This window comes from Butyrivibrio sp. X503 (genome assembly GCF_003625475.1).
In the GTDB taxonomy this organism is placed as follows: domain Bacteria; phylum Bacillota; class Clostridia; order Lachnospirales; family Lachnospiraceae; genus Butyrivibrio.
Genome location: NZ_RAIQ01000001.1, coordinates 552756 through 575526, shown reverse-complemented (window position 1 = coordinate 575526; position 22771 = coordinate 552756). Strand labels below are relative to the sequence as shown.

Annotated in this window: 23 protein-coding genes and 1 tRNA gene; 22 read left to right on the top strand and 2 right to left on the bottom strand. The window is 43.9% G+C overall.

The annotated features are described in order from the left end of the window. Positions 1-24 precede the first annotated feature (24 nt). From dnaK to thiI, 6 genes are all read left to right on the top strand, one after another. A complete protein-coding gene (gene dnaK, locus D6853_RS02615) occupies positions 25-1905 on the top strand; it encodes a molecular chaperone DnaK (RefSeq protein ID WP_092247507.1) in 1881 nt (626 codons plus the stop codon). A 15-nt stretch (positions 1906-1920) separates the two neighbouring features. Next, complete coding sequence (dnaJ, locus tag D6853_RS02610; protein WP_120656236.1) at positions 1921-3108, top strand: molecular chaperone DnaJ; 1188 nt, start codon at positions 1921-1923, stop codon at positions 3106-3108. Between the two features lie 161 nt (positions 3109-3269). Next, the gene (gene prmA, locus D6853_RS02605; protein WP_120656235.1) at positions 3270-4307 is read left to right on the top strand and encodes a 50S ribosomal protein L11 methyltransferase; all 1038 of its coding nucleotides are present in this window, start codon (positions 3270-3272) and stop codon (positions 4305-4307) included. Continuing rightward, a complete protein-coding gene (locus D6853_RS02600) occupies positions 4307-5059 on the top strand; it encodes an RsmE family RNA methyltransferase (RefSeq protein ID WP_120656234.1) in 753 nt (250 codons plus the stop codon). The genes prmA and D6853_RS02600 overlap by 1 nt, the downstream gene beginning before the upstream one ends. A 3-nt stretch (positions 5060-5062) precedes the next feature. Beyond that, the gene (locus tag D6853_RS02595) at positions 5063-6220 is read left to right on the top strand and encodes a cysteine desulfurase family protein (protein WP_120656233.1); all 1158 of its coding nucleotides are present in this window, start codon (positions 5063-5065) and stop codon (positions 6218-6220) included. Between the two features lie 16 nt (positions 6221-6236). Continuing rightward, positions 6237-7439 carry a tRNA uracil 4-sulfurtransferase ThiI gene (thiI, locus tag D6853_RS02590; RefSeq protein WP_120656232.1) on the top strand — a complete coding sequence of 401 codons (1203 nt, stop codon included), beginning with the start codon at positions 6237-6239 and terminating at the stop codon, positions 7437-7439. Between the two features lie 180 nt (positions 7440-7619). Here the strand turns inward: thiI and D6853_RS02585 are convergent, their stop codons facing one another. Beyond that, positions 7620-7850, bottom strand: coding sequence for an HPr family phosphocarrier protein (locus tag D6853_RS02585; RefSeq protein WP_026650798.1), 231 nt, complete (start codon positions 7848-7850; stop codon positions 7620-7622). Between the two features lie 55 nt (positions 7851-7905). On the opposite strand from D6853_RS02585, the gene mtaB reads away from it, so the two are divergent. From mtaB to D6853_RS02520, 13 genes are all read left to right on the top strand, one after another. Further along, on the top strand, positions 7906-9258 hold the full coding sequence (gene mtaB / locus D6853_RS02580) for a tRNA (N(6)-L-threonylcarbamoyladenosine(37)-C(2))-methylthiotransferase MtaB (protein ID WP_120656231.1): 1353 nt from the start codon (positions 7906-7908) through the stop codon (positions 9256-9258). Between the two features lie 93 nt (positions 9259-9351). After that, positions 9352-9627, top strand: a complete 276-nt coding sequence (locus D6853_RS02575; protein ID WP_120656230.1) for an IreB family regulatory phosphoprotein — start codon at positions 9352-9354, stop codon at positions 9625-9627. A gap of 9 nt (positions 9628-9636) precedes the next feature. Beyond that, positions 9637-10059, top strand: a complete 423-nt coding sequence (gene ruvX / locus D6853_RS02570; protein ID WP_120656229.1) for a Holliday junction resolvase RuvX — start codon at positions 9637-9639, stop codon at positions 10057-10059. 12 nt (positions 10060-10071) lie between these two features. Continuing rightward, entirely contained in the window at positions 10072-10335 is a 264-nt protein-coding gene (locus D6853_RS02565) for a DUF1292 domain-containing protein (protein WP_120656228.1), read from the top strand. A 59-nt stretch (positions 10336-10394) separates the two neighbouring features. Then, complete coding sequence (locus D6853_RS02560; protein WP_120656227.1) at positions 10395-12074, top strand: ribonuclease J; 1680 nt, start codon at positions 10395-10397, stop codon at positions 12072-12074. A 29-nt stretch (positions 12075-12103) separates the two neighbouring features. After that, positions 12104-12619 carry an endolytic transglycosylase MltG gene (locus D6853_RS02555; RefSeq protein ID WP_120656226.1) on the top strand — a complete coding sequence of 172 codons (516 nt, stop codon included), beginning with the start codon at positions 12104-12106 and terminating at the stop codon, positions 12617-12619. Continuing rightward, complete coding sequence (locus D6853_RS02550) at positions 12612-13253, top strand: O-methyltransferase (protein WP_120656225.1); 642 nt, start codon at positions 12612-12614, stop codon at positions 13251-13253. Before D6853_RS02555 ends, D6853_RS02550 begins: the two co-directional genes overlap by 8 nt. Before the next feature lie 21 nt (positions 13254-13274). Then, entirely contained in the window at positions 13275-14516 is a 1242-nt protein-coding gene (locus D6853_RS02545) for a peptidase U32 family protein (protein ID WP_120656224.1), read from the top strand. A gap of 79 nt (positions 14517-14595) precedes the next feature. After that, positions 14596-16707 carry a glutamine synthetase III family protein gene (locus D6853_RS02540; RefSeq protein ID WP_120656223.1) on the top strand — a complete coding sequence of 704 codons (2112 nt, stop codon included), beginning with the start codon at positions 14596-14598 and terminating at the stop codon, positions 16705-16707. Between the two features lie 132 nt (positions 16708-16839). After that, positions 16840-16912, top strand: a tRNA-Gln gene (locus D6853_RS02535). A 98-nt stretch (positions 16913-17010) separates the two neighbouring features. Continuing rightward, positions 17011-17733 (top strand): acyl-[acyl-carrier-protein] thioesterase, encoded by a 723-nt coding sequence (locus tag D6853_RS02530; RefSeq protein WP_120656222.1) that lies wholly within the window; start codon positions 17011-17013, stop codon positions 17731-17733. 11 nt (positions 17734-17744) lie between these two features. After that, positions 17745-18578 (top strand): CvfB family protein, encoded by an 834-nt coding sequence (locus tag D6853_RS02525; protein ID WP_120656221.1) that lies wholly within the window; start codon positions 17745-17747, stop codon positions 18576-18578. A 7-nt stretch (positions 18579-18585) separates the two neighbouring features. Continuing rightward, positions 18586-19503 carry a CPBP family intramembrane glutamic endopeptidase gene (locus D6853_RS02520; protein WP_120656220.1) on the top strand — a complete coding sequence of 306 codons (918 nt, stop codon included), beginning with the start codon at positions 18586-18588 and terminating at the stop codon, positions 19501-19503. 52 nt (positions 19504-19555) lie between these two features. Here the strand turns inward: D6853_RS02520 and D6853_RS02515 are convergent, their stop codons facing one another. Further along, positions 19556-19744 carry a YjfB family protein gene (locus D6853_RS02515; protein WP_092247467.1) on the bottom strand — a complete coding sequence of 63 codons (189 nt, stop codon included), beginning with the start codon at positions 19742-19744 and terminating at the stop codon, positions 19556-19558. Between the two features lie 276 nt (positions 19745-20020). On the opposite strand from D6853_RS02515, the gene D6853_RS02510 reads away from it, so the two are divergent. From D6853_RS02510 to ftsX, 3 genes are all read left to right on the top strand, one after another. Next, positions 20021-21103, top strand: coding sequence for a PucR family transcriptional regulator (locus tag D6853_RS02510; RefSeq protein WP_120656219.1), 1083 nt, complete (start codon positions 20021-20023; stop codon positions 21101-21103). A 90-nt stretch (positions 21104-21193) separates the two neighbouring features. Further along, positions 21194-21880, top strand: a complete 687-nt coding sequence (gene ftsE, locus D6853_RS02505) for a cell division ATP-binding protein FtsE (protein WP_092247564.1) — start codon at positions 21194-21196, stop codon at positions 21878-21880. Next, on the top strand, positions 21870-22769 hold the full coding sequence (gene ftsX / locus D6853_RS02500) for a permease-like cell division protein FtsX (protein ID WP_120656218.1): 900 nt from the start codon (positions 21870-21872) through the stop codon (positions 22767-22769). Before ftsE ends, ftsX begins: the two co-directional genes overlap by 11 nt. Positions 22770-22771 lie beyond the last annotated feature (2 nt).

Below are 22771 nucleotides of genomic sequence, written 5' to 3'. Positions count from 1 at the left end.
GATAGTATACGGAGGAAAGTAAAAATGAGTAAGATTATAGGTATCGACTTAGGTACAACAAATAGCTGCGTTGCAGTTATGGAAGGTGGTAAGCCCACTGTTATCGCTAACGCAGAGGGAGCAAGAACAACACCTTCAATCGTAGCTTTTACAAAGAACGGAGAGAGAATCGTAGGTGAGCCCGCAAAGCGTCAGGCAGTTACCAATGCAGACAACACAATCTCTTCAATCAAGAGAGACATGGGTACAGACAACGGACGTACAATCGACGGCAAGAAGTATTCACCTCAGCAGATTTCAGCCATGATCCTTCAGAAGCTCAAGGCTGATGCAGAACAGTATCTCGGCGAATCAGTTACAGAAGCGGTTATCACAGTTCCCGCATATTTCAATGACGCACAGCGTCAGGCAACAAAGGACGCAGGTAAGATCGCAGGTCTCGATGTAAAGAGAATCATCAACGAGCCTACAGCAGCAGCTCTTGCTTACGGTCTTGATAACGAGAAAGAGCAGAAGATCATGGTATACGACCTTGGTGGTGGTACATTCGACGTATCAATCATCGAGATCGGTGACGGTGTCATCGAAGTTCTTTCAACAAACGGTGATACACACCTTGGTGGTGATGATTTCGACCAGGCTATCATCAACTGGATGGTACAGGATTTCAAGAATAAAGAAGGCGTTGACCTTTCAGGCGACAAGATGGCTATGCAGAGACTTAAGGAAGCTGCAGAGAAGGCTAAGAAGGAACTTTCTTCTTCAACAACAACCAACATCAACCTTCCTTTCATCTCAGCAGGCGCTGACGGCCCTAAGCACTTTGACGTAGACCTTACAAGAGCTAAGTTCGAAGAGCTCATTCATGACCTCGTAGAGAGAACAGCTATCCCTGTTCAGAACGCTATGAAGGACGCAGGTCTTACAAACGCAGATATCGGAAAGGTTCTCCTTGTTGGTGGATCAACTCGTGTTCCTTGCGTTGTTGAGAAGGTTAAGCAGCTCACAGGCCAGGAGCCTTCCAAGAACCTCAACCCTGATGAGTGCGTAGCTATCGGTGCTTCTATCCAGGGCGGTAAGCTCGCAGGAGATGCTGGCGCAGGCGACATCCTTCTTCTTGACGTAACACCTCTTTCACTTTCAATCGAGACAATGGGTGGTGTTGCTACAAGACTTATCGAGCGTAACACAACAATTCCTACCAAGAAGAGCCAGGTATTCTCAACAGCAGCTGATAACCAGACAGCCGTTGACATCAACGTTCTTCAGGGTGAGAGACAGTTCGCTAAAGACAATAAGTCACTCGGACAGTTCAGACTTGACGGAATCCCTCCGGCAATGAGAGGTGTTCCTCAGATCGAAGTTACATTTGATATCGATGCAAACGGTATCGTTAACGTATCAGCTAAGGACCTCGGAACAGGTAAGGAGCAGCATATCACTATCACAGCAGGCTCCAACATGTCTGACGAGGATATCGATAAAGCTGTAAAAGAGGCTCAGGAGTATGAGGCTCAGGATAAGAAGCGTAAAGAGGGTATTGATGCACGTAACGATGCTGATGCATTCGTATTCCAGACAGAGAAGGCTCTTCAGGAAGCAGGCGACAAGATCGACGCTTCTCAGAAGCAGACAGTAGAAGATGACATCAAGGCTCTTAAGGAGACACTTGAGCAGACTAAGGATAAAGAGCTTTCAGACAGTGAGATCGACTCACTCAAGAGCCAGAAAGAAAAGCTCATGAATGACGCTCAGGCACTTTTTGCTAAGATGTATGAGAATGCACAGGCAGCCGGTGCAGGCCCTGATATGGGTGCACAGAGCGCAGGTCCTGACATGGGCGGAGCTTCAAACGCAGCTGATAACAACGACAATGTTGTAGACGGCGATTACAGAGAAGTTTGATGATTGAGGAGTATTATGTCAGAACAGAAGCGTGACTACTACGAGGTGCTTGGCGTTAGCAGAAGCGCCTCGGACGACGAGATAAAAAAAGCATACAGAGTGCTTGCCAAGAAGTATCATCCGGATATGAATCCGGGTGATGCTTCTGCAGCCGAGAAGTTCAAAGAGGCTTCTGAGGCTTATGCGGTTCTTAGCGATCCCGAGAAAAAGCGCCAGTACGATCAGTTCGGACATGCGGCATTTGAAGGTGGCGGAGCCGGTGGATTCGGAGGCTTTGACTTTAACGGTGCCGATTTCGGTGATATCTTTGGCGATATCTTCGGTGATTTCTTCGGTGGCGGAAGGACACGTGGCGGAGCAAGAAGCGGCCCCTCTAAGGGAGCCAACATCAGAGCCAGCGTCAGGATCACATTCCTTGAGGCTGTCTTTGGCTGTGAAAAGGAGCTTGAGCTTACCATTAAGGATCCTTGCCCTAATTGTCACGGCACAGGAGCTAAGCCCGGAACTACCGCTTCAACTTGTACACGATGCGGCGGTAAGGGACAGATTGTATATACACAGCAGTCTTTCTTTGGTACCGTAAGAAATGTTCAGACCTGCCCCGATTGCGGAGGAACAGGTAAGATCATCAAAGAGAAGTGTCCTGATTGCCACGGATCCGGTTATATCGCAAGCAGAAAGAAGATCAAGGTCAGCATTCCCGCGGGAATCGATAACGGACAGAGCGTTAGGATCCGCGATAAGGGTGAGCCGGGAATTAACGGCGGACCCAGAGGAGATCTTCTTGTAGAAGTTGTTGTATCCGATCATCCTATTTTCCAGAGAGAGGGTATCAACATCTATTCAATGGTTCCCGTTTCATTTGCTATTGCTGCACTTGGCGGAACGGTTCTTATCGATACCGTTGACGGTAAGGTTGCATATGATGTAAAGGCCGGAACTCAGACAGACACAAGAGTAAGACTTCGCGGAAAGGGCGTTCCTTCACTTCGTGATAAGGATGCGAGAGGCGACCACTATGTAACACTTGTGGTTCAGGTTCCCGATAAGCTTTCCAAGGAAGCAAAAGAACTGCTTAAGAAGTTCGATGAGAAGACAGGTGATTCACTTACAGCCGCCGAGCGTATGATGGGATCAAAAGATCCTGATGACGACGGCCCCGGAGGTAACGGCGGAAAGAAAAAGAAATCTTTCTGGAAGTGATTTTGCATAAAAAACGTTTTGTGTTATACTTCCGTAGTTAGAATAATAACTACGGAAGTTTTTTAAGTAATCACCAGACTCGGTATTATCGAGTCGTGGTGTACTACTTAGTTCCGGCGAGCGGATGCGAGAGCGGAACCTCATTGAAATAGGTGATTATCATGAAATGGATGCGTTTTAGAGTTCGTACCAATGAAGAATCGGAAGATATAATAGTAAGTTACCTTCAGGACATCGGTCTTGAGGGCGCTCAGATTGAAGATAATGCTCCGCTTTCGACAGCGGATAAGGAGCAGATGTTTATTGATGCTCCCGAACTTGAGCCTGACAAGATCAATACGGAGCTTACAGGCGGCGCGGCATATCTCAATTTCTTTTTGGAGATCGATGATGACAATATGCTCACCATAGAGCTTCCGAATGACAACGGAGAGTACGTTAAGATAAAGAAGACTCCCGAAGAAGTGCAGTCAGAGATGAAAGAAAAGCTTGATGAACTGAGAAGCTTTTCAGATATCGGAGATGGCACTATATCTGTTGATGTGACAGAGGATATAGATTGGATAAATAACTGGAAGCAGTATTTCCATAAGTTTTATATAGATGACATTCTCGTTATTCCTTCATGGGAAAAAGAGACTGATACCGATAAAGAAAAGGCCGAGATGGTCCTTCACATAGATCCCGGAACGGCTTTCGGAACAGGTATGCATGAGACAACGCAGCTCTGCATCCGCATGCTAAAAAAGTATGTGACGCCTGAAACAGAGCTCCTTGATGTGGGAACCGGAAGCGGAGTTTTATCTATCCTGGCGCTTATGTTCGGTGCCAAACATGCTATGGGAACGGATCTTGATAAGTGCGCAGTTCCCGCTGTTAAAGAGAACATGGAGAATAACGGCATTTCTCCCGATAAGTTTGATATGCTTATCGGAAATATTATTGATGATAAAGAAGTGCAGGATAAGGTCGGTTACGACAAGTACGACATAGTTGTTGCAAATATTCTTGCCAACGTTCTTGTGCCCCTTACACCCGTGATCCTGAACCAGCTTAAAAAGGGCGGTATCTATATCACATCGGGTATCATCAATACCAAAGAAGAAGAGGTTAAAAAGGCGCATCTGGATGCGGGTCTTGAGATTTTGGAGATTCATCACCAGGGAGATTGGGTTTCAATTACTTCGAGGAAAAATTGATGTATCATTTTTTTGTTGAAAGCTCTGCTATTTCCGCCGATCTCAAAAAAGTTGAGATAACGGGGGACGATTACAATCACATAGCCAATGTCCTTAGAATGAAGGTCGGAGAGCAGTTTTCCGTAAGCATCAGAGAAGAGGGCGACGGACGAGAGCTCTTTTACGAGATAGAGGAGATAACGGGATCATCCGTTATAGGGAATCTCTGTTTTGTAGAGGAAGTAGGGAACGAACTTCCATCCAAGATATATCTTTTTCAGGGACTTCCCAAGGTGGACAAGATGGAGCTTATTATCCAGAAAGCCGTAGAGCTTGGCGCATTTGAGATAATACCCATGTCTACCAAAAGATGTGTCGTAAAGCTTGATGAAAAGAAAGCAGAGAACAAGATAAAGCGCTGGAATGCGATATCGGAGGCGGCTGCCAAGCAAAGTAAGAGAGCGGTGATCCCCAAGGTGACAATGCCTATGACGATCAAACAGGCTGTCGCATATGCAAAAGAACTTGATGTAAAGCTCATTCCTTATGAGCTTGCCGAGCATATAGATGAGACCAAAAAGATCATAGAATCCATAGAGCCCGGACAGAGTATAGGCGTGTTCATCGGGCCGGAAGGCGGCTTTTCCGAAGAGGAGGTTGCACTTTGCAAAGAAAACGGCATACTTCCCATAACGCTCGGAAAGAGGATTCTCAGAACCGAAACAGCAGGATTTACTGCTATTTCATGGCTAATGTATCATTTAGAAGGATAAGAAATGGAAGCATATTTGGATAATTCGGCGACGACCAGAGCTTTTGATGAGGTTGCTCAGCTTGTTGCCAAGGAGATGACTGTAGAATACGGTAATCCCTCAAGCGTTCATCATTTGGGCGCCGTTGCCGCAGAGAGAGTTGCGGATGCGAGGGAGATTATCGCATCGACACTTAAGGTTGATCAGGCAGAGATTGTATTTACATCGGGCGGAACGGAGTCCGATAATTTTGCGATAATAGGTGCAGCAAGAGCCAATAAATGGCGCGGCAATCACATCATAACAAGTTCTATCGAGCATCCTGCCGTTCTTGTAACGATGGAATATCTTCAGAAAGAGGGCTTTGATATCACATACCTTTCTGTCGATGAGACCGGAAGGATCGATCTCAATGAGTTAAAAGAAGCCATCAGACCCGAGACCATTCTTGTCTCACTGATGTTTGTAAACAATGAGATCGGAACTATCGAGCCTGTTGAAGAAGCCGGAAATATCATAAAGGCCGCTAATAAGGATATTGTTTTTCATGTCGATGCGGTGCAGGCTTACGGTAAGGTTTTGATCCGTCCGAGGGCGCTTAATATAGATCTTTTGTCTGTCAGCGGACATAAGATTCACGGACCTAAGGGAATCGGATTTTTATATGTAAAAAAAGGAACCAAGATAGTTCCTATAAATTATGGCGGAGGTCAGCAGAAGGGAATGAGATCCGGAACCGAGAACGTGCCCGGTATCGCAGGACTTGCGCTTGCCGCCAAGATGTGTTGTGACGGGCTTTCGCAGCACAGCGAAAAGCTTTATGAACTTAAGAAATATCTGATAGACAATCTCGAAGAGAGACTTACGGATATCAAGATAAACGGACCAAAATGCGATGAGGGAGCGCCGCATATAGTCAGTCTTTCCATCAAAGGACTTGCTGCGGAGACGGTTCTTAACATGCTGAGCGGAAAGGGTATTTATGTTTCTGCGGGATCGGCATGCACGTCCAACAACCCTCATGTATCCGATACGCTCAAAGCCATCGGAGTTCCGAGAGAGCTTCTTGAATCAACGATTCGTATCAGTATGTCGGTCATGACAACAAAGGAAGAGATAGATCTTTTGCTGGATACACTCTGCTCACAGGTAGAGACCATGAGAGAATTCTATCGCCATTAAAGAAAGAGGATCATATATGCAGTACCATGCTTTTGTAATTAAGTATGCGGAGATAGGTGTAAAAGGAAAAAACAGATACATTTTCGAGGAGGCGCTCGTTAAGCAGATAGAGCGTGTTCTTTCTAAGTGCGACGGTGAGTTTAACGTAACCAGAGTTAACGGAAGAATGTATGTTGATGCCAAGAACTTTGATTTTAACGAGACCGTGGATCAGCTTAAGACTGTCTTCGGTGTTACGGGAATCTGTCCCGCAGTATCAATAGAGAGAAACGGAGACGGTAATCTTCCCGATGTCGCCGGAATTTCCAAGGCTGTTGTTGATTTCGTTGACGGAGTTTATCCCGATAAGAAAAAGACCTTTAAGGTTAAAGTAAGACGTGTTGATAAAAGTTTCCCCATGGATTCCATGGAGCTTGCGGCTCATCTCGGAGGAGAGATCCTTGATGCATATGATGAGATGACGGTTGATGTACATAATCCTGACATTCTCATAAATGTAGAGATCAGAGAAAAGCTCAACATTTTCTCCGAAGTAATTCCGGGACCCGGCGGAATGCCAATCGGAACAGCAGGAAAGGCGATGCTTCTTTTGTCCGGTGGAATCGATTCACCCGTTGCCGGATACATGATCGCCAAAAGAGGTGTCGAGATCGAGGCAGTATATTTCAATGCTCCTCCTTATACAAGTGAGAAGGCTAAGCAGAAGGTTATCGATCTTGCGGGAGTTATTGCCAAGTACACCGGCAAGGTCAGACTCCATGTTATTAACTTTACGGATATTCAGATGTATATCTACAAGCAGTGTCCGCACGATGAGCTTACCATCATCATGAGAAGATATATGATGAGGATTGCGGATATCATCGCAGGACAGACAGGATGTATGGGACTTGTGACAGGTGAGAGTATCGGACAGGTCGCTTCTCAGACCATGCAGAGTCTTATGTGCACGGGAGAAGTTGTAACGGATATCCCTGTTTACAGACCTCTTATCGCATTTGATAAGCAGGATATTGTTGATATTTCTTATAAGATTGATGCTTATGAGACTTCCATTCTTCCTTACGAGGATTGTTGCACGATCTTTGTTGCCAAGCATCCCGTTACCAAACCTCGCGCTGAGATTATCAGAAAACATGAGGAAAATCTCGCAGAGAAGATTGATGAGCTGGTAAAGACAGCAATTGAGACTGATGAGGTGATAGTTATAGAAAAATAGAGGGGCGTGATAAGTGCTCTGCTCTGGGATATGCACTAAATTCGGAAGGACCTCATTAAGTGCATCCCCATGGCTCGCACTAAGCTCGAAAAGACCTCGCTAAGTGCTCTGCTCAAATAAAAAGACCATCCAAGATTGGATGGTCTGAAATGTCTTTTTTATGGATCTAATCCAAAAAGATTAGATCATGTAAGGCTTTAATACATTAAGAACCTCATCTGCGCCGTCTTCAGCGTGGATATTCAGATCGATAGGCTTAGAAAGATCGAGTGAAAAAATACCCATGATAGACTTAGCGTCGATAACATATCTTCCTGAAACAAGATCAAAGTCATAATCAAACTTTGTGATGTCATTTACGAAAGATTTTACCTTATCGATTGAATTTAAAGAAATTTTTACGGTCTTCATTGCGCAAATACCTCCTTCTTTTATTTCATAGTATACGTAGAAAGTGTAAAAGTCAATGCCAAAAAACGTCGCAGGACTAAAGATTGCCATGCACAATCTGGGTTGTAAAGTTAATAATTACGAGATGGATGTCATGGGCCAGAAAATCAAGGAAGCGGGCGGAATTATCGTGCCTTTTTCCGATAAGGCCGATGTCTATATCATAAATACCTGTACGGTTACCAATATCGCGGACAGAAAATCCAGACAGATGCTCCATAAAGCAAAGAAAGAGAACCCGGATGCGATAGTGGTTGCGGTCGGATGCTATGTTGAGACGGGAAAAGAGGGTGTGCTCAAGGACGAGAGTATTGATCTTGCGGTCGGAAACAACAAGAAATCAGAGATTGTTGAGATACTTGATGAATTTATAGACATCAGAAGCGTGGAAGATGATAAGACTCTTCACGGAACTTCTATAATAGACATAAATCATACAAATGAGTACGAGAATATGACGCTTTCTGAGCTTCCCGAGCATACGAGAGCCTATATCAAAATTCAGGACGGATGCAATCAGTTCTGTACTTATTGCGTTATTCCTTATGCCAGAGGAAGAGTGCGCAGCAGAGATATGCAGGATATCCTTGATGAGATAAAAGGTCTTGCGAATAAAGGCTGCAGAGAAGTTGTCCTTACAGGAATTCATATAAGCTCATACGGAATGGAAAAGGGAGAACAGCTCCTTATTCCGCTTATCGAGAAGATAGGTGATATTGAAGGCATCGACAGGATCAGAATAAGCTCTCTTGAACCCAGGATAATGACTGAAGAAAACGTCAAGAGACTTGCTGCTGTAAAGAAGCTATGCCCGCATTTCCATCTTTCCCTTCAGAGTGGATGTGACAGTGTGCTTGCGAGAATGAACAGACATTATACCGCTGACGATTTCAGAAAAGGTGTAGAGCTTCTTCGCGAGTATTTTGATAAGCCTGCGATCACGACAGATATTATCGTGGGATTCCCGGGTGAGACCGAGGAAGAGTTTGAAGAATGCAGAAAGTTTGCTGATGAGATTGATTTCTACGAGATGCATGTCTTTAAGTACTCTCCCAGAAAGGGAACGGTTGCCGCAGGAATGAAGGATCAGCTCACCGACAAGGAAAAGAGTGCAAGGAGCGATGTTCTTCTTAATTTGACAAAGAAGCAGTCAGAATGCTATCGTAAGTACTTCATCGGAAAAGAGCTTTCGGTTCTGTGGGAAGATGAGGAGAGAATAGGCGGAAAGAGGTATCTGATCGGACATACTGACAGATATGTCAGAATAGCAGCTCCAATGTCCGAAGAAGCCCCTGAAAATGCGGGCTCCGGCGAGGTTACATGCGTTGTTCCCAGAGCTTTCTTATGCTCCGATACGTTGCTTATTTGATTTTCTTATGTCATAATAATTGTGTACCGTATTTTTTACCGAATCCAAGCGGCGCGAGAAGACCGCTTCAATAATACATGAATGGAGAACACTATGGCAGAGCAGGATTTAGGAAACACCCAATTTTTTAAAGTTGAGATTGAACCCGAGACAGGTGTTAAGAAGGTTCTTTCTGTGGTTTATGATGCTCTTCTTGAGAAGGGATACAATCCGGTCAATCAGATCGTCGGATATATCATGTCGGGAGATCCCACTTATATTACAAGCCACAAGGGAGCAAGAAGCCTTATCATGAAGGTTGAGAGAGATGAGCTCGTTGAAGAGATGCTTACCGAGTACATCAAGAGTAACGATTGGGCCAGAAAGTAATACAAGATTATGCGGATAATGGGGCTTGATTACGGTTCCAAGACGGTTGGAGTGGCCATCAGCGATGAGCTTCTTCTTACCGCGCAGGGTAAAGAGATAATCCGTAGAAAAGAAGAGAACAAACTTAGAAAAACATTGGCACGCATAGAGGAGCTTATTGTGGAATACGGAGTCGAGAAGATAGTTCTGGGACTCCCTATTAACATGGATATGACACCTTCTGTGCGATCAGAGTTGTGCCTTGAATTCAAGGACAAGATTGAGAGAAGAACAGGCATCCCCGTGATCATGTGGGATGAGCGCCTCACAACGGTAGAGGCTGATGAGATAATGGACGAACTCGAGATCCGAGGTCGTGAAAGAAAAGAATACGTAGATATGATAGCGGCTCAGATAATTCTTCAGGATTATCTGAACAACAGAAAAGATTGAGAGAAAACCGATTTGGAAAAGATTATTTTTAGTCCTGAAGGCGAAGAACCCGTTGAGTTCTATTGCCTTGAACAGACAGTTATAGGTGCAAAAACATATTTACTTGTAACAGATGAAGAGGATGGTGACGGAGAAGCGCTCATTTTGCGCGATGACTCCGATATTAAAGATGAAGAAGCGGTTTATGTGATCGTAGATGACGAAAAAGAACTTGATGCGGTCGCAGGCATTTTTCGCAAGCTGCTTTCTGAGGACGGCATAGATCTCGATATTTAACGGGCAACTGGTTATTATTGGGTTCTACGTCTTTTTCTACAAAAGATGGAGGAATAGTTTTGAACAAAAAGAAAATTGAAAATGCGTCCAAGCTGCAGATCATTCCTTTGGGTGGTCTTGAGCAGATTGGAATGAACATCACTGCCTTCAGATATGAAGACAGTATTATTGTGGTTGACTGCGGGTTGGCATTCCCTGACGATGACATGTTGGGAATCGACCTTGTTATCCCGGACATCACATATCTTCAGGAAAACATAGACAAGGTAAAAGGCTTTGTTATTACCCACGGACATGAGGACCATATCGGTGCTCTTCCGTATATTTTGCATGAACTCAATGTACCCGTATATGCAACAAGGCTTACAATGGGTATAATTGAACACAAGCTCGAGGAGCATAACCTTTTAAAGAGCACAAGAAGGAAAGTGGTTAAGTTTGGACAGTCCATTAACCTCGGACAGTTCAGAGTTGAGTTTATAAGAACCAACCATTCGATCGTTGATGCCGCAGCGCTTGCGATCTATTCACCTGCAGGCACGATCGTGCATACGGGAGACTTTAAGGTTGACTATACACCTGTTTACGGTGACCCCATCGATCTCCAGCGCTTTGCCGAGATAGGTAAAAAGGGTGTCCTTGGTATCATGTGCGATTCAACCAACGCTGAGCGTCCCGGATTTACTCCTTCGGAGAAGACTGTAGGTAGGGCTCTCAATGCACTTTTTGAGGAGCACGAGAATTCGAGGATCATTGTCGCTACTTTTGCATCCAATGTTGACAGAGTTCAGCAGATAATCAATATGGCACATAAATTCGGAAGAAAGGTTGTTGTCGAAGGCCGAAGCATGGTCAGCATCATCGACATTGCTCAGAAGCTTGAGTGCATCCAGGTTCCCGAAGATACGCTTATTGATATCGATCAGATAAAGAACTACCCTGAGAACAAGACCGTTATAATCACAACGGGAAGCCAGGGAGAGAGTATGGCTGCACTCAGCAGAATGGCAAGCGGTCAGCACAAGAAGATCACTATAGGTGCGGGTGATACGGTTATTTTCTCATCACATCCGATTCCGGGTAATGAGAAGGCCGTTACCAATATAATCAACGAACTCCAGATGAAGGGAGCCGACGTTATCTTCCAGGATGTCCATGTTTCGGGACATGCTTGTCAGGAGGATATCAAGCTTCTTTATACTTTGGTAAAACCTAAATATGCGATTCCCGTTCACGGTGAATACAGACACCTTATGGCTCAGCGTAGAATAGCCAAGGATCTTGGAATACCCAAGGAGAATATCTTTATTCTTCATTCCGGTGATATACTTGAGCTTAACGGCGACGGTGCAGCTATTAACGGAAAAGTTCCTTTCGGAGCTATACTTGTAGACGGACTTGGCGTCGGAGATGTAGGAAATGTGGTCCTCAGGGACAGACAGCATCTTGCCGAGGACGGAATTGTCATCGTTGTATTTGGCCTTGATCAGGCAAATGGTATACTTGTATCAGGACCCAGTATTGTTTCAAGAGGTTTTGTTTATGTAAGAGAGTCCGACAAACTGATTGATGATGCAACGGATCTTGTTTACGATGAGGTTACCGAGGCACTCGAAAAGGGTATTACCGACTGGGGAAAACTAAAAAATATTGTCAAAGACGTCTTAAGCGATTATATTTGGAAGAAGACAAAAAGAAGACCGATGATCATGCCTATAATTATGGACTCCAATAATTGATGCTCGGTCCGTAAGAGGAAAGACTATTTATGAATGCTAAAAGTGGAATATTAGGAATACTTGATACTGTGGTAAAAGTAGCGTTTGTTTTGTTGATGATAATGCTTATCAGCAAATATTCCAAACTTGCTTACAGCTACGGATATCAGATATTTAATCAGAAACCTGTATCTACCGGTGCAGGAAGAGAAGTGACGGTTACCATAAGTGAAGGAGACGGTGCCAAGACTATAGGAAGCAAGCTCGCAGGAGCAGGACTTATAACAGATAAGAAATTGTTTTTCCTGCAGGAGCGTTTTTCCGAATACCATGGTATGGAAAAGCCAGGAACATATGAGCTTAGTACTACTATGACTCCCGAAGAGATGATAATCATTATGTCAGGTGGAGAAGATGCTCTCGACACGCAGAAGACAGCTGAGGAAAAGACTGTAGAGGAAGTTGAAGAGTCTGCGGAAGGATTGGCAGAGGAAGCTTCAGAAACAGAGGAAGACACAGAGGGATCCGGAGAGGAAGAAGCTTCGGAGGGAGAAGACGGTGATTGAACAGGATAGAATGACTGCTTTTATCAATTCTCTTGATCCGGGAAATGCGGAGTATCTCGATGCTCTTGAAAAAGAAGCCAAGGCCGGAGATGTACCTATAATTCGCAAGGATACTCAGGCACTTCTTAAGTTCCTTATGGCGTCATCTAAGCCGAAAAATATTTTGGAGGTTGGATGCGCCATCGGGTTTTCAGCACTTTTGATGGCAGAGTACAGCGGTGACGACACCAAGATAACTACCATTGAAAAGTACGAAAAGAGAATTCCTGTTGCAAAAGACAATTTCATAAAGTACGACAAAAACAATAAAATCACACTTTTGGAAGGTGATGCGACCGATATACTCAGAACGCTGGCCCCGGGGTATGATTTTATTTTTATGGATGCGGCTAAAGGCCAGTACATCAATTTTTTGCCTGATTGCATAAGGATACTTAATAAGGGCGGTCTGCTTGTTTCCGATAATGTGCTTCAGGACGGAGATATTATAGAATCGAGGTTTGCGGTCACAAGGAGAGACAGGACAATTCATGCCAGAATGCGTGAATACCTGTATGAGCTTAAGCATAACGATGCGCTTAATACGGTGATACTTACCGTTGGGGATGGAATGACACTTTCGGTAAAGCTTTAATTTAGATAAATGGAGATTTCAATGAAAAAACCGGAATTACTTATACCTGCGAGCAGTCTGGAGGTTTTAAAGACTGCCGTTATATTTGGGGCTGACGCTGTTTACATCGGAGGCGATGCTTTCGGACTTCGCGCCAAGGCCAAGAATTTCAGCAAAGAAGAGATGAAAGAAGGAATCTCTTTTGCCCATGAGCATGGAGTAAAGGTTCATGTCACGGTGAATATCCTTGCACACAACTACGATCTCGACGGCGTGGAGGAATACCTTCATGAGTTAAAAGAGCTTAAGCCCGATGCACTTATTATCGCAGACCCCGGTATTTTCATGAAGGCAAGAAGGATCTGCCCCGAGATAGATATACATGTTTCGACGCAGGCCAACAATACCAACTATGAGACATATCTTTTCTGGAGAGATCTGGGAGCAAAGAGAGTAGTGGCGGCCAGAGAACTTTCTATGAATGAGATAAAAGAGATAAAGGAGAAGATTCCGGATGATCTTGAGATGGAGTGCTTCATTCACGGGGCAATGTGCATCTCATATTCGGGAAGATGTCTTTTGTCCAATTATTTCACGGGAAGAGACGCCAACCACGGTGCGTGCACTCATCCCTGCAGATGGAAGTACGCGGTTGTCGAGGAGAAAAGACCCGGAGAGTATCTTCCTGTCTATGAGAACGACAGAGGTACATATATCTTCAATTCCAAGGATCTGTGCATGATAGAGCATATTCCGGAGCTTGTGGATGCCGGAGTCGACAGCTGCAAGATCGAGGGAAGAATGAAGACGGCCCTCTATGTAGCGACCGTTGCAAGAACCTACAGAAAAGCTATAGATGATTTCTTTGAATCCGAAGAAAAGTACAGGGAGAATATGCCCTGGTACAAAGAGCAGATTTCAAAGTGTACATACAGGCAGTTCACCACAGGCTTCTATTTCGGAAAGCCCAGTGATGAGACGCAGATCTACGACGTAAACACATATGTTAATGAGTATATCTATCTTGGAATAGTCGGTGAGATCGATGAAAGAGGCTTTGCCAAGATCGAGCAGAGAAACAAATTCTCTGTCGGAGATGAGATAGAAATCATGAAGCCTGACGGAACCGATGTGAAGGTTACAGTCAAGGGACTTTACACCGAGGATGGCGAGAGTATCGAATCATGTCCCCATCCCAAGCAGGTTATCTATGTGGAGCTGTCTGAGTCAGCCGAGAAGTACGACATATTGAGAGCCCCTTCAAAAGAAAATGAGAAAAAATAATAATATTTTGGTAGTAGTTTTTTGTAAGTTGATGTAAACTGTTAAACAGTTAAAATTTGTAGTTCAGAAAGGGGCACTGATGAGCAATAGGGTGAACGTAGAAGAGATATTCGGACAGAACGTTTTTACTCTTGCAAAGATGAGAGAGAGACTTCCCAAGAATGTTTACAAGGAGGTTGTGAGCGTTACGGAGCACGGCGGAGCATTATCCAAGGAATCCGCTGATGTTGTTGCCAACGCTATGAAAGAGTGGGCTGTTGAGAACGGAGCGACGCATTATACGCATTGGTTCCAGCCGCTTACAGGTATCACGGCCGAGAAACATGATTCATTTGTGGGAAGCGCAGAAAAAGACGGAAGGATGCTTACTTCTTTTTCAGGTAAAGAGCTGATAAAGGGTGAGCCTGACGCATCATCTTTCCCTTCAGGTGGACTCAGAGCCACTTTTGAGGCAAGAGGATATACGACATGGGATATCACATCTCCCGCTTTCCTTAAAGAGTCGGGAGCCGGCGTTACACTTTGCATTCCCACTGCCTTTTGTTCATACACAGGAGAGGCGCTTGATAAGAAAACTCCGCTTCTCAGATCCATGGAGGCTATTAACAAGCAGGCTCTCAGAATAGTTAAACTTTTCGGAAATACTACGGCTACCAAGGTCAATGTATCTGTAGGACCCGAGCAGGAATACTTCCTTGTTGATTGGGACAAGGCAATGAAGAGAGAGGATCTTCTTTTTACGGGAAGAACTCTTTTCGGTGCCAAGCCCCCCAAGGGACAGGAGATGGAGGATCACTACTTCGGAGTTATCAGAGAAAGAGTCGGAGAGTTCATGAAAGACCTCAACGTAGAACTCTGGAAGCTCGGTGTTCCCGATAAGACACAGCACAATGAGGTTGCTCCCGGACAGCACGAGCTCGCTCCGGTTTACGAGACAGCCAATATTGCGGTTGATCACAATCAGATTATCATGGAGACAATGAAGCGTGTTGCAGAGCATCATCACATGAGATGTCTCCTTCACGAGAAGCCTTTTGCGGGCGTTAACGGATCAGGTAAGCACGACAACTGGTCTCTTTGCACAGATGACGGTGTTAACCTTCTTGATCCCGGCGATACACCCAACAAGAACGTACAGTTCCTGTTTGTGCTTTCATGTATCTTAAAGGCTGTTGATAAGCATGCCGATCTTTTGAGACAGAGTGCGTCTGATGTAGGTAACGACCACAGACTCGGCGCTGACGAGGCTCCTCCGGCTATTATTTCCGTATTCCTCGGAGAGCAGCTTGAGGACGTTGTAAGACAGCTTATCGAGACGGGTGTTGCCAAGTCCAGCAAGAAGGGCGGCAAGCTCAAGACCGGTGTATCCACACTCCCTCAGTTTGAGAAGGATGCTACGGACAGAAACAGGACTTCACCTTTTGCATTTACAGGTAATAAATTCGAGTTCAGAATGGTTGGTTCTTCCGATTCCATGGCGAGCTCCAACACTACACTTAATACGATCGTTGCCGAGGCATTTGCAGAAGCTGCCGATATCCTTGAAAAGGCAGATGATTTTGATATGGCTGTACATGACCTTATCAAGGAATATCTTACCGAGCATCAGAGAATCATCTTCAACGGGGACGGATATTCCGATGAGTGGGTAAAAGAAGCGGAGAGACGCGGACTTCCCAATATCAAGTCAACCATTGAGGCGGCAGATACACTTACTACCAAGAAGGCTATCGATCTTTTCCAGAAGTTCGGTGTTTATACAAAGACTGAACTTGAGTCAAGAAAAGAGATCATATTCGAATCATATGCCAAGACTATCAACATCGAAGCTCTTACAATGATCGATATGGCTTCCAAGCAGATTATTCCCGCTGTTATGAAGTATGCCGGAAGAGTTGCCACGGATGTCAACCAGATCAAGGCAGCAGGCGTTGATGCGTCGGTTGAGGTCGCAGAGCTTAAAGAGATCCAGGATCAGCTTGCCAAGATGAAAACAGCTCTTGATAAGCTTAAAGTCGGTGAAGAGAAGGCCAAGAAGATCAAAGATCAGCGCGAGCTTGCTTTCTTCTACAAGGATAAGATACTTCCAATTATGGATGCACTCAGAACTCCTGCAGACAAGCTTGAGATGCTTGTAGATAAGAAAGATTGGCCTATTCCGACATACGCAGATCTTCTTTTTGAAGGTTGATTTTTCCCAAGTAATATATACCCCTCGCAACTTTTGTTGTGAGGGGGTATAATATACATACGAGAAATGAAAAAAATTCAAAAAAAGTACTTGCTTTTTTCTGATGCCTCACGTATAATCATTTCTTGTCGGTGGGCTATCGCCAAGCGGTAAGGCAACGGACTCTGACTCCGTCATTACGTAGGTTCGAATCCTACTAGCCCAGCTAATATGTGAAAGCGAGATTGGTGACAATCTCGCTTTTTTGTTGGATAGCAAATTCCTATCCAACAAAAAATGCTCCGTACGCAAAAGGAGAGTGAAATGTACACTTTTAAATCAAGGATCAGATACAGTGAAGTAGACAGCAACGCCAAGCTCGCGATAGAGTCGCTTATCAACTATTTTCAGGATAGTACGATCTTTCAGACACAGAGCGGACCTGCATCGATTGACTATCTTAAGAGAAACGGTCTTGCCTGGGTTCTTTCGGCTTGGCAGATAACGGTAAACAGATATCCCAAGCTCTGCGAGGATGTAACTATAGGAACAATGCCTTATGAACTCAAAGGGGCAATGGGACTTAGAAATTTCTTTATGGACAGTGCCGATGGGGAAAGGCTTGCTGTTGCCAATTCCATATGGACACTGGTTGATGTTGAGAAAGAGATGCCAAGCAGGATCACGGAAGAGATTGCATCAGCGTATGTTCTTGATGAGAAGCTTGATATGGACTATGGCAGCAGAAAGATAATGATTCCCAAAGACGGCGAAAAGACGGAGTGCAGCCCTATAGAGATCACCAAGCAGCATCTTGATACAAACAAGCATGTCAATAACGGTCAGTATATAAGAATGGCCGTTGATTGCCTCGATAAGGAAGATTTTGAGATATCGGGCCTTAGGGCTGAGTACAAAAAGCAGGCGAGACAAGGAGATGTGTTATATCCTGTTGTGATTAAGAGCAAAAAAGAGGATAATGATATCTATACGGTTAGTCTTAATAACAGTGACGGAGAACCGGTATGCGTGGTTGAGCTTATTTAACCGGAGGATAAATGATAAGATTAGGTGAAAAACAGATACTTACAGTAGTAAAAAAGGTCGATTTCGGTGTTTACCTTTCAGAGGAGCAGGGAAGCGAGGAGAAGGTTCTTTTGCCCGTTAAGCAGGTCCCGAAGGATGCGGAAATCGGATCAAATATAGAGGTTTTTATTTACAGGGATTCAAGTGACAGACTTATTGCTACCACCGCTGAACCCAAGATAATGCTCGGCGACGTAAGACTTCTTAAAGTTAAGGAAGTCGGCAAGATCGGAGCGTTCATGGACTGGGGACTTGAGAAAGATGTTCTTCTTCCTTTCAAGGAGCAGACCAAGAAGGTTAAGGTGGGCGAAGAGGTGCTTTGCGCGCTTTATATCGATAAGAGCAGCAGACTCTGCGTTACAATGAATGTATACAAATATCTTTTGAATAACAGCCCTTACAAGAAGGACGACAAGGTAAAAGGAACCGTGTACGAGCTTAGCGACAATTTCGGCGCATTTGTGGCGGTTGATGATATTTATTCGGCTCTTATCCCAAAGAAAGAGCTCTACGGAAATATCGGTATCGGTGACAGAATCGATGCGCGAGTAACCTCTGTTAAAGAGGACGGAAGGCTTAATTTGAGTGTCAGAGAGAAGGCCTATCTTCAGATGGATGAGGATGCGGAGAAGCTAGTTGCCATGATAAATGAAAACGGCGGCAAACTTTCTTTTACCGACAAGGCTTCACCGGAGCTTATTCGTCAGAAGACCGGCATGAGTAAAAATGAGTTTAAGAGGGCTGTGGGAAGGCTTCTTAAAGAAGGCAAGATAGAGATAAAGACGGATTCAATTGAGCTTAAATGAGGTGACTATGGAATACAGAAGAGCTAACAGAGCATTCATGTTTATGATGCTGGCAACTATTGCGATGACTTTCTTGGCAACGGCTTGGTACTATACTTCCGGAAAAGAGATTTCGATTATTTTTGGAAATGTATGCCGAGAACTAATGGTACTTATACCTGCGATCGCGGCTGTGCTTTATAGCGGCGACAGCTTGGGATCGGTGATACCGCTTAAGAAATTCAAAATTACATCGGCTCTTTTGTCGGTGCTTTATGTTTTGGCGCTTTATCCGCTTATTTCTTTGGTTAACTCGATATCCATGTTATTTGTTGAAAACACAGTGGATTCGATGATGGACAGTGTTTTGGGCATGCCTATATGGCTCATGATTCTTTCAATTGGAATTGTCGGACCGTTTATCGAGGAAGTTGTATTTAGAGGATTCTTTTTCCATTCATACAAGAAAAGCGGAAGGATTCTTGCTTCCATCATATTGTCGGCTGTGCTTTTCGGACTGATGCATCTTAATTTTAATCAGTTTACATACGCTGCCGTAATGGGCGTGATGTTTTGCCTGCTTGTTGAAGCAACGGGAAGCGTGTGGTCATCGTTTTTGGCACACGGACTGTTTAATACCTTGGAAGTTCTTTTTATCTACTACTCATTGACGAATTTTTCGGACGATGTGGAGGCTGTTGAGATTGGAAGAGATTACGGGCTTCTTCCGACAATAGGATTCTATTTCCTTCTTGCCGTTATCTTTACTCCCATTGCGATCTGCATCGTTTACAAGATTGCCAAGATCGAGGGAAGAGAAGCTGCACTTAACGAGGTTTTGCATGGTAAGAAGACCGGTGGTAAGCTTATATCGATTCCTTTGATAATAGGTGCGTTTTTGGCACTTGTCTATATGCTTTTGGATGCGCTTGCGCAGTATATTTAATGCTAATAAAAGAGGAGGGACCAAGCCCTCCTCTTTTATAGTGATGACAATATCATAGTCTTATGTCAATGTTGGAACCTACATTCGGATTAACGGACAGTTCCGATACAGAATCTATCTGTTCTGCAAAATTGCTGCCTACGTCTTTCATAAAATCCAGGTTCTTTGATAGCATTGCCACACCCACATCGGTGAGTACGCGATTTTGTGATAAAGCCATCGATAATGAAGGAATATCCATAAGCACCTCCGTTTCCCTACGGATACCTGTTCCATGAGAAGGGTATTATTTACCGTTTCTCATCTTTTATATCGTATTATTATAATCGAAAGTTTACCCATATAATGATAAATTTCATACCAAAAAAAGAAGCTCTTTTTGTAGATTTTGACGGGATAATCAAAAAAATGTACAAAAAAAGACTGCCATAAGGTAGATTTTTTTGTACATTTATATTAAAATGGCTTTGTATATTATTCGTTAGCCCCTATTTAGGGATGGCAGAAAGAGTGGCAAATGATTTCAAATCAGATTCTCCAAAACACAATCGACGGTCTTAAGAATATTGCTCATGTTGAGCTATATGTGTTAGACATTGATGGAAGAGAGGTAGCGTCAACATCATCAGACATGGGCAATGTATCAGCGGTTGCCAGAGATTTTGTGGAGTCTGCGGCTGATTCCCAGGAGATACAGGGATATCAATATTTCAAGATATTTGATGAGCAGCAGCTTGAGTATATTCTTATCTGTGCAGGAACAGGTGAGAATGTCTATATGCTCGGCAAGATGATCGCTTATCAGATTCAGAGCCTTCTTGTTGCGTACAAGGAGCGCTTCGACAAGGATAACTTTATTAAGAACCTGCTTCTTGATAACCTCCTTCTCGTAGATATTTACAGCAGAGCCAAGAAACTTCATATTCAGTCGGACGCCAAGAGAGTGGCTATGATCGTGGAGTCTCATAACGGAAGAGATAACAACGCTCTTGAGATAGCAAGGACTCATTTTGGCAACGGTACTGATTTTGTAACCGAGGTCGATGAGGACAATATCATAATCGTCAAGGACGTTACTGATATTTTGAAGCCTTCGGATATTACCAAGACTGCGGAAGATATGTTGTCCGTACTTGAAAAAGACGGCCTTTCCAAAGTAAGGATCGCATACGGTACAGTTGTAGGTGAGATCAAGGAGGTCAGCCGTTCATACAAGGAAGCCAAGATGGCACTCGATGTAGGAAAGATTTTCTTTGATGAAAGAAAGGTTATATGCTACAGCGAGCTTGGTATAGGACGTTTGATCTATCAGCTTCCGATTCCTTTGTGCAAGATGTTTATCAAGGAAATATTCGGAGGAAGAAATCCCGATGACTTCGATCAGGAAACCTTATCAACCATCGATAAGTTTTTTGAGAACAGTCTTAATGTATCAGAGACTTCAAGACAGCTCTTTATTCACAGAAACACGTTGGTTTATCGTCTCGACAAGCTTCAGAAGAGCACAGGACTTGATCTTAGAGTGTTTGATGATGCCATCACATTTAAGATCGCGCTCATGGTCGTAAGATATATGAAATACATGGAGAAGTTCACTTAATTATCCATAAATTACAATAAATTTCGGGAGACAGATATGGAACGAGGATACAGAAAAAAGAGATCTAACAGGCAGATACCTGAAGATGAGATAATAACACTTGAGAACGTCACCAAGTCATACTCAACGGGTGCGCCAGCTTTAAACGGAGTTAACCTTCACATTAAAAGAGGTGAATTTGTATTTATAGTCGGAGACAGCGGATCGGGAAAGTCTACGCTTATTAAGCTCCTTCTGAGAGAGCTTACACCGACAGAGGGAGAGATCACGGTTCTCGGATATAATCTTAAGAGGATCAAACATCGCAAGATCCCGAAATTCAGACGTAATCTCGGAATAGTATTCCAGGATTTCAGACTTTTGAAAGACAGAAATGTCTATGAAAACGTTGCTTTTGCGCAGCGTATCGTTCAGACTCCCACAAGAGAGATCAAGAGAAACGTGCCTTCAATCCTGGCTACGGTTAACCTTGCGGGTAAGTACAAGAGTAAGATCAATCAACTTTCCGGCGGTGAACAACAGAGAGTTGCCCTTGCAAGAGCTCTGGTTAATAAACCCACCATTCTTTTGGCCGATGAGCCTACCGGAAATCTCGATCCCAACAATTCATGGGAAATCATGAAGCTCATGGAACAGATCAATGAAAACGGCACAACTGTTATTGTGGTTACACATAACAGAGAGATCGTCAATGCCATGAAGAAACGAGTTATCACCATGAAAAAGGGCGTCATTATAGAAGACGAGGAAGAAGGTATGTACATCGATGAGGATTAGTAGCTTTTTTTACACAATTGGACAGGGAATCAAGAACCTGGGCAGAAATAAGTGGTACACACTGGCATCAATAGCGACTATCGGCGCCTGCCTTTTTCTGTTCGGTATATTTTATTCTATAGTTACCAACTTCCAGAACGTTGTTAAAACAGCGGAGGAAGGTGTATCTATAACCGTATTTTTTAATGAGGGAGTTTCTGAGGAGCAGATTCTTGCAGTTAAGAGTGAGCTTGAAAAGAATCGTCCCGAAGTAAGAGAAATAGAATATGTTTCTGCAGATGCGGCATGGGAAGGCTTCAAAGAGGAGTACCTCGGAGAATATGCGGACGGATTCACAGAGAATCCGCTTGCCGATTCAGCCAACCTTCAGATATATCTCAAGGATGTATCTATGCAGCCTGCACTTGTAACATATATTGAATCGATCGATGTTGTCAGAGAAGTCAACAGATCGGAAGTTACGGCCAATACACTCAGCGGACTCAACAAGCTTATTGCATATGTTTCTGCCGGAATCATCATAATTCTTTTGCTGGTATCTATATTCCTTATCAGCAATACGGTTACGATGGGTATCGCCGTAAGAAAAGATGAGATCAATATCATGAAGTATATAGGTGCGACGGATTTCTTCGTAAGAGCGCCCTTCGTGGTTGAAGGTATTCTCATCGGAATGATAGGTTCTGCCATTCCTCTTGTGATCATTTATTTTGTTTATACACACGCGATCACTTATGTCGGAACCAAATTTACAATGCTTTCATCAATCCTTAATTTCCTCCCCGTTGAGGTTGTTTACAACAAACTTCTTCCGATCTCACTTGCGATCGGTATAGGAATCGGATTCTTGGGAAGCTTTACAACAGTTAGAAAACACTTGCATGTTTAAGA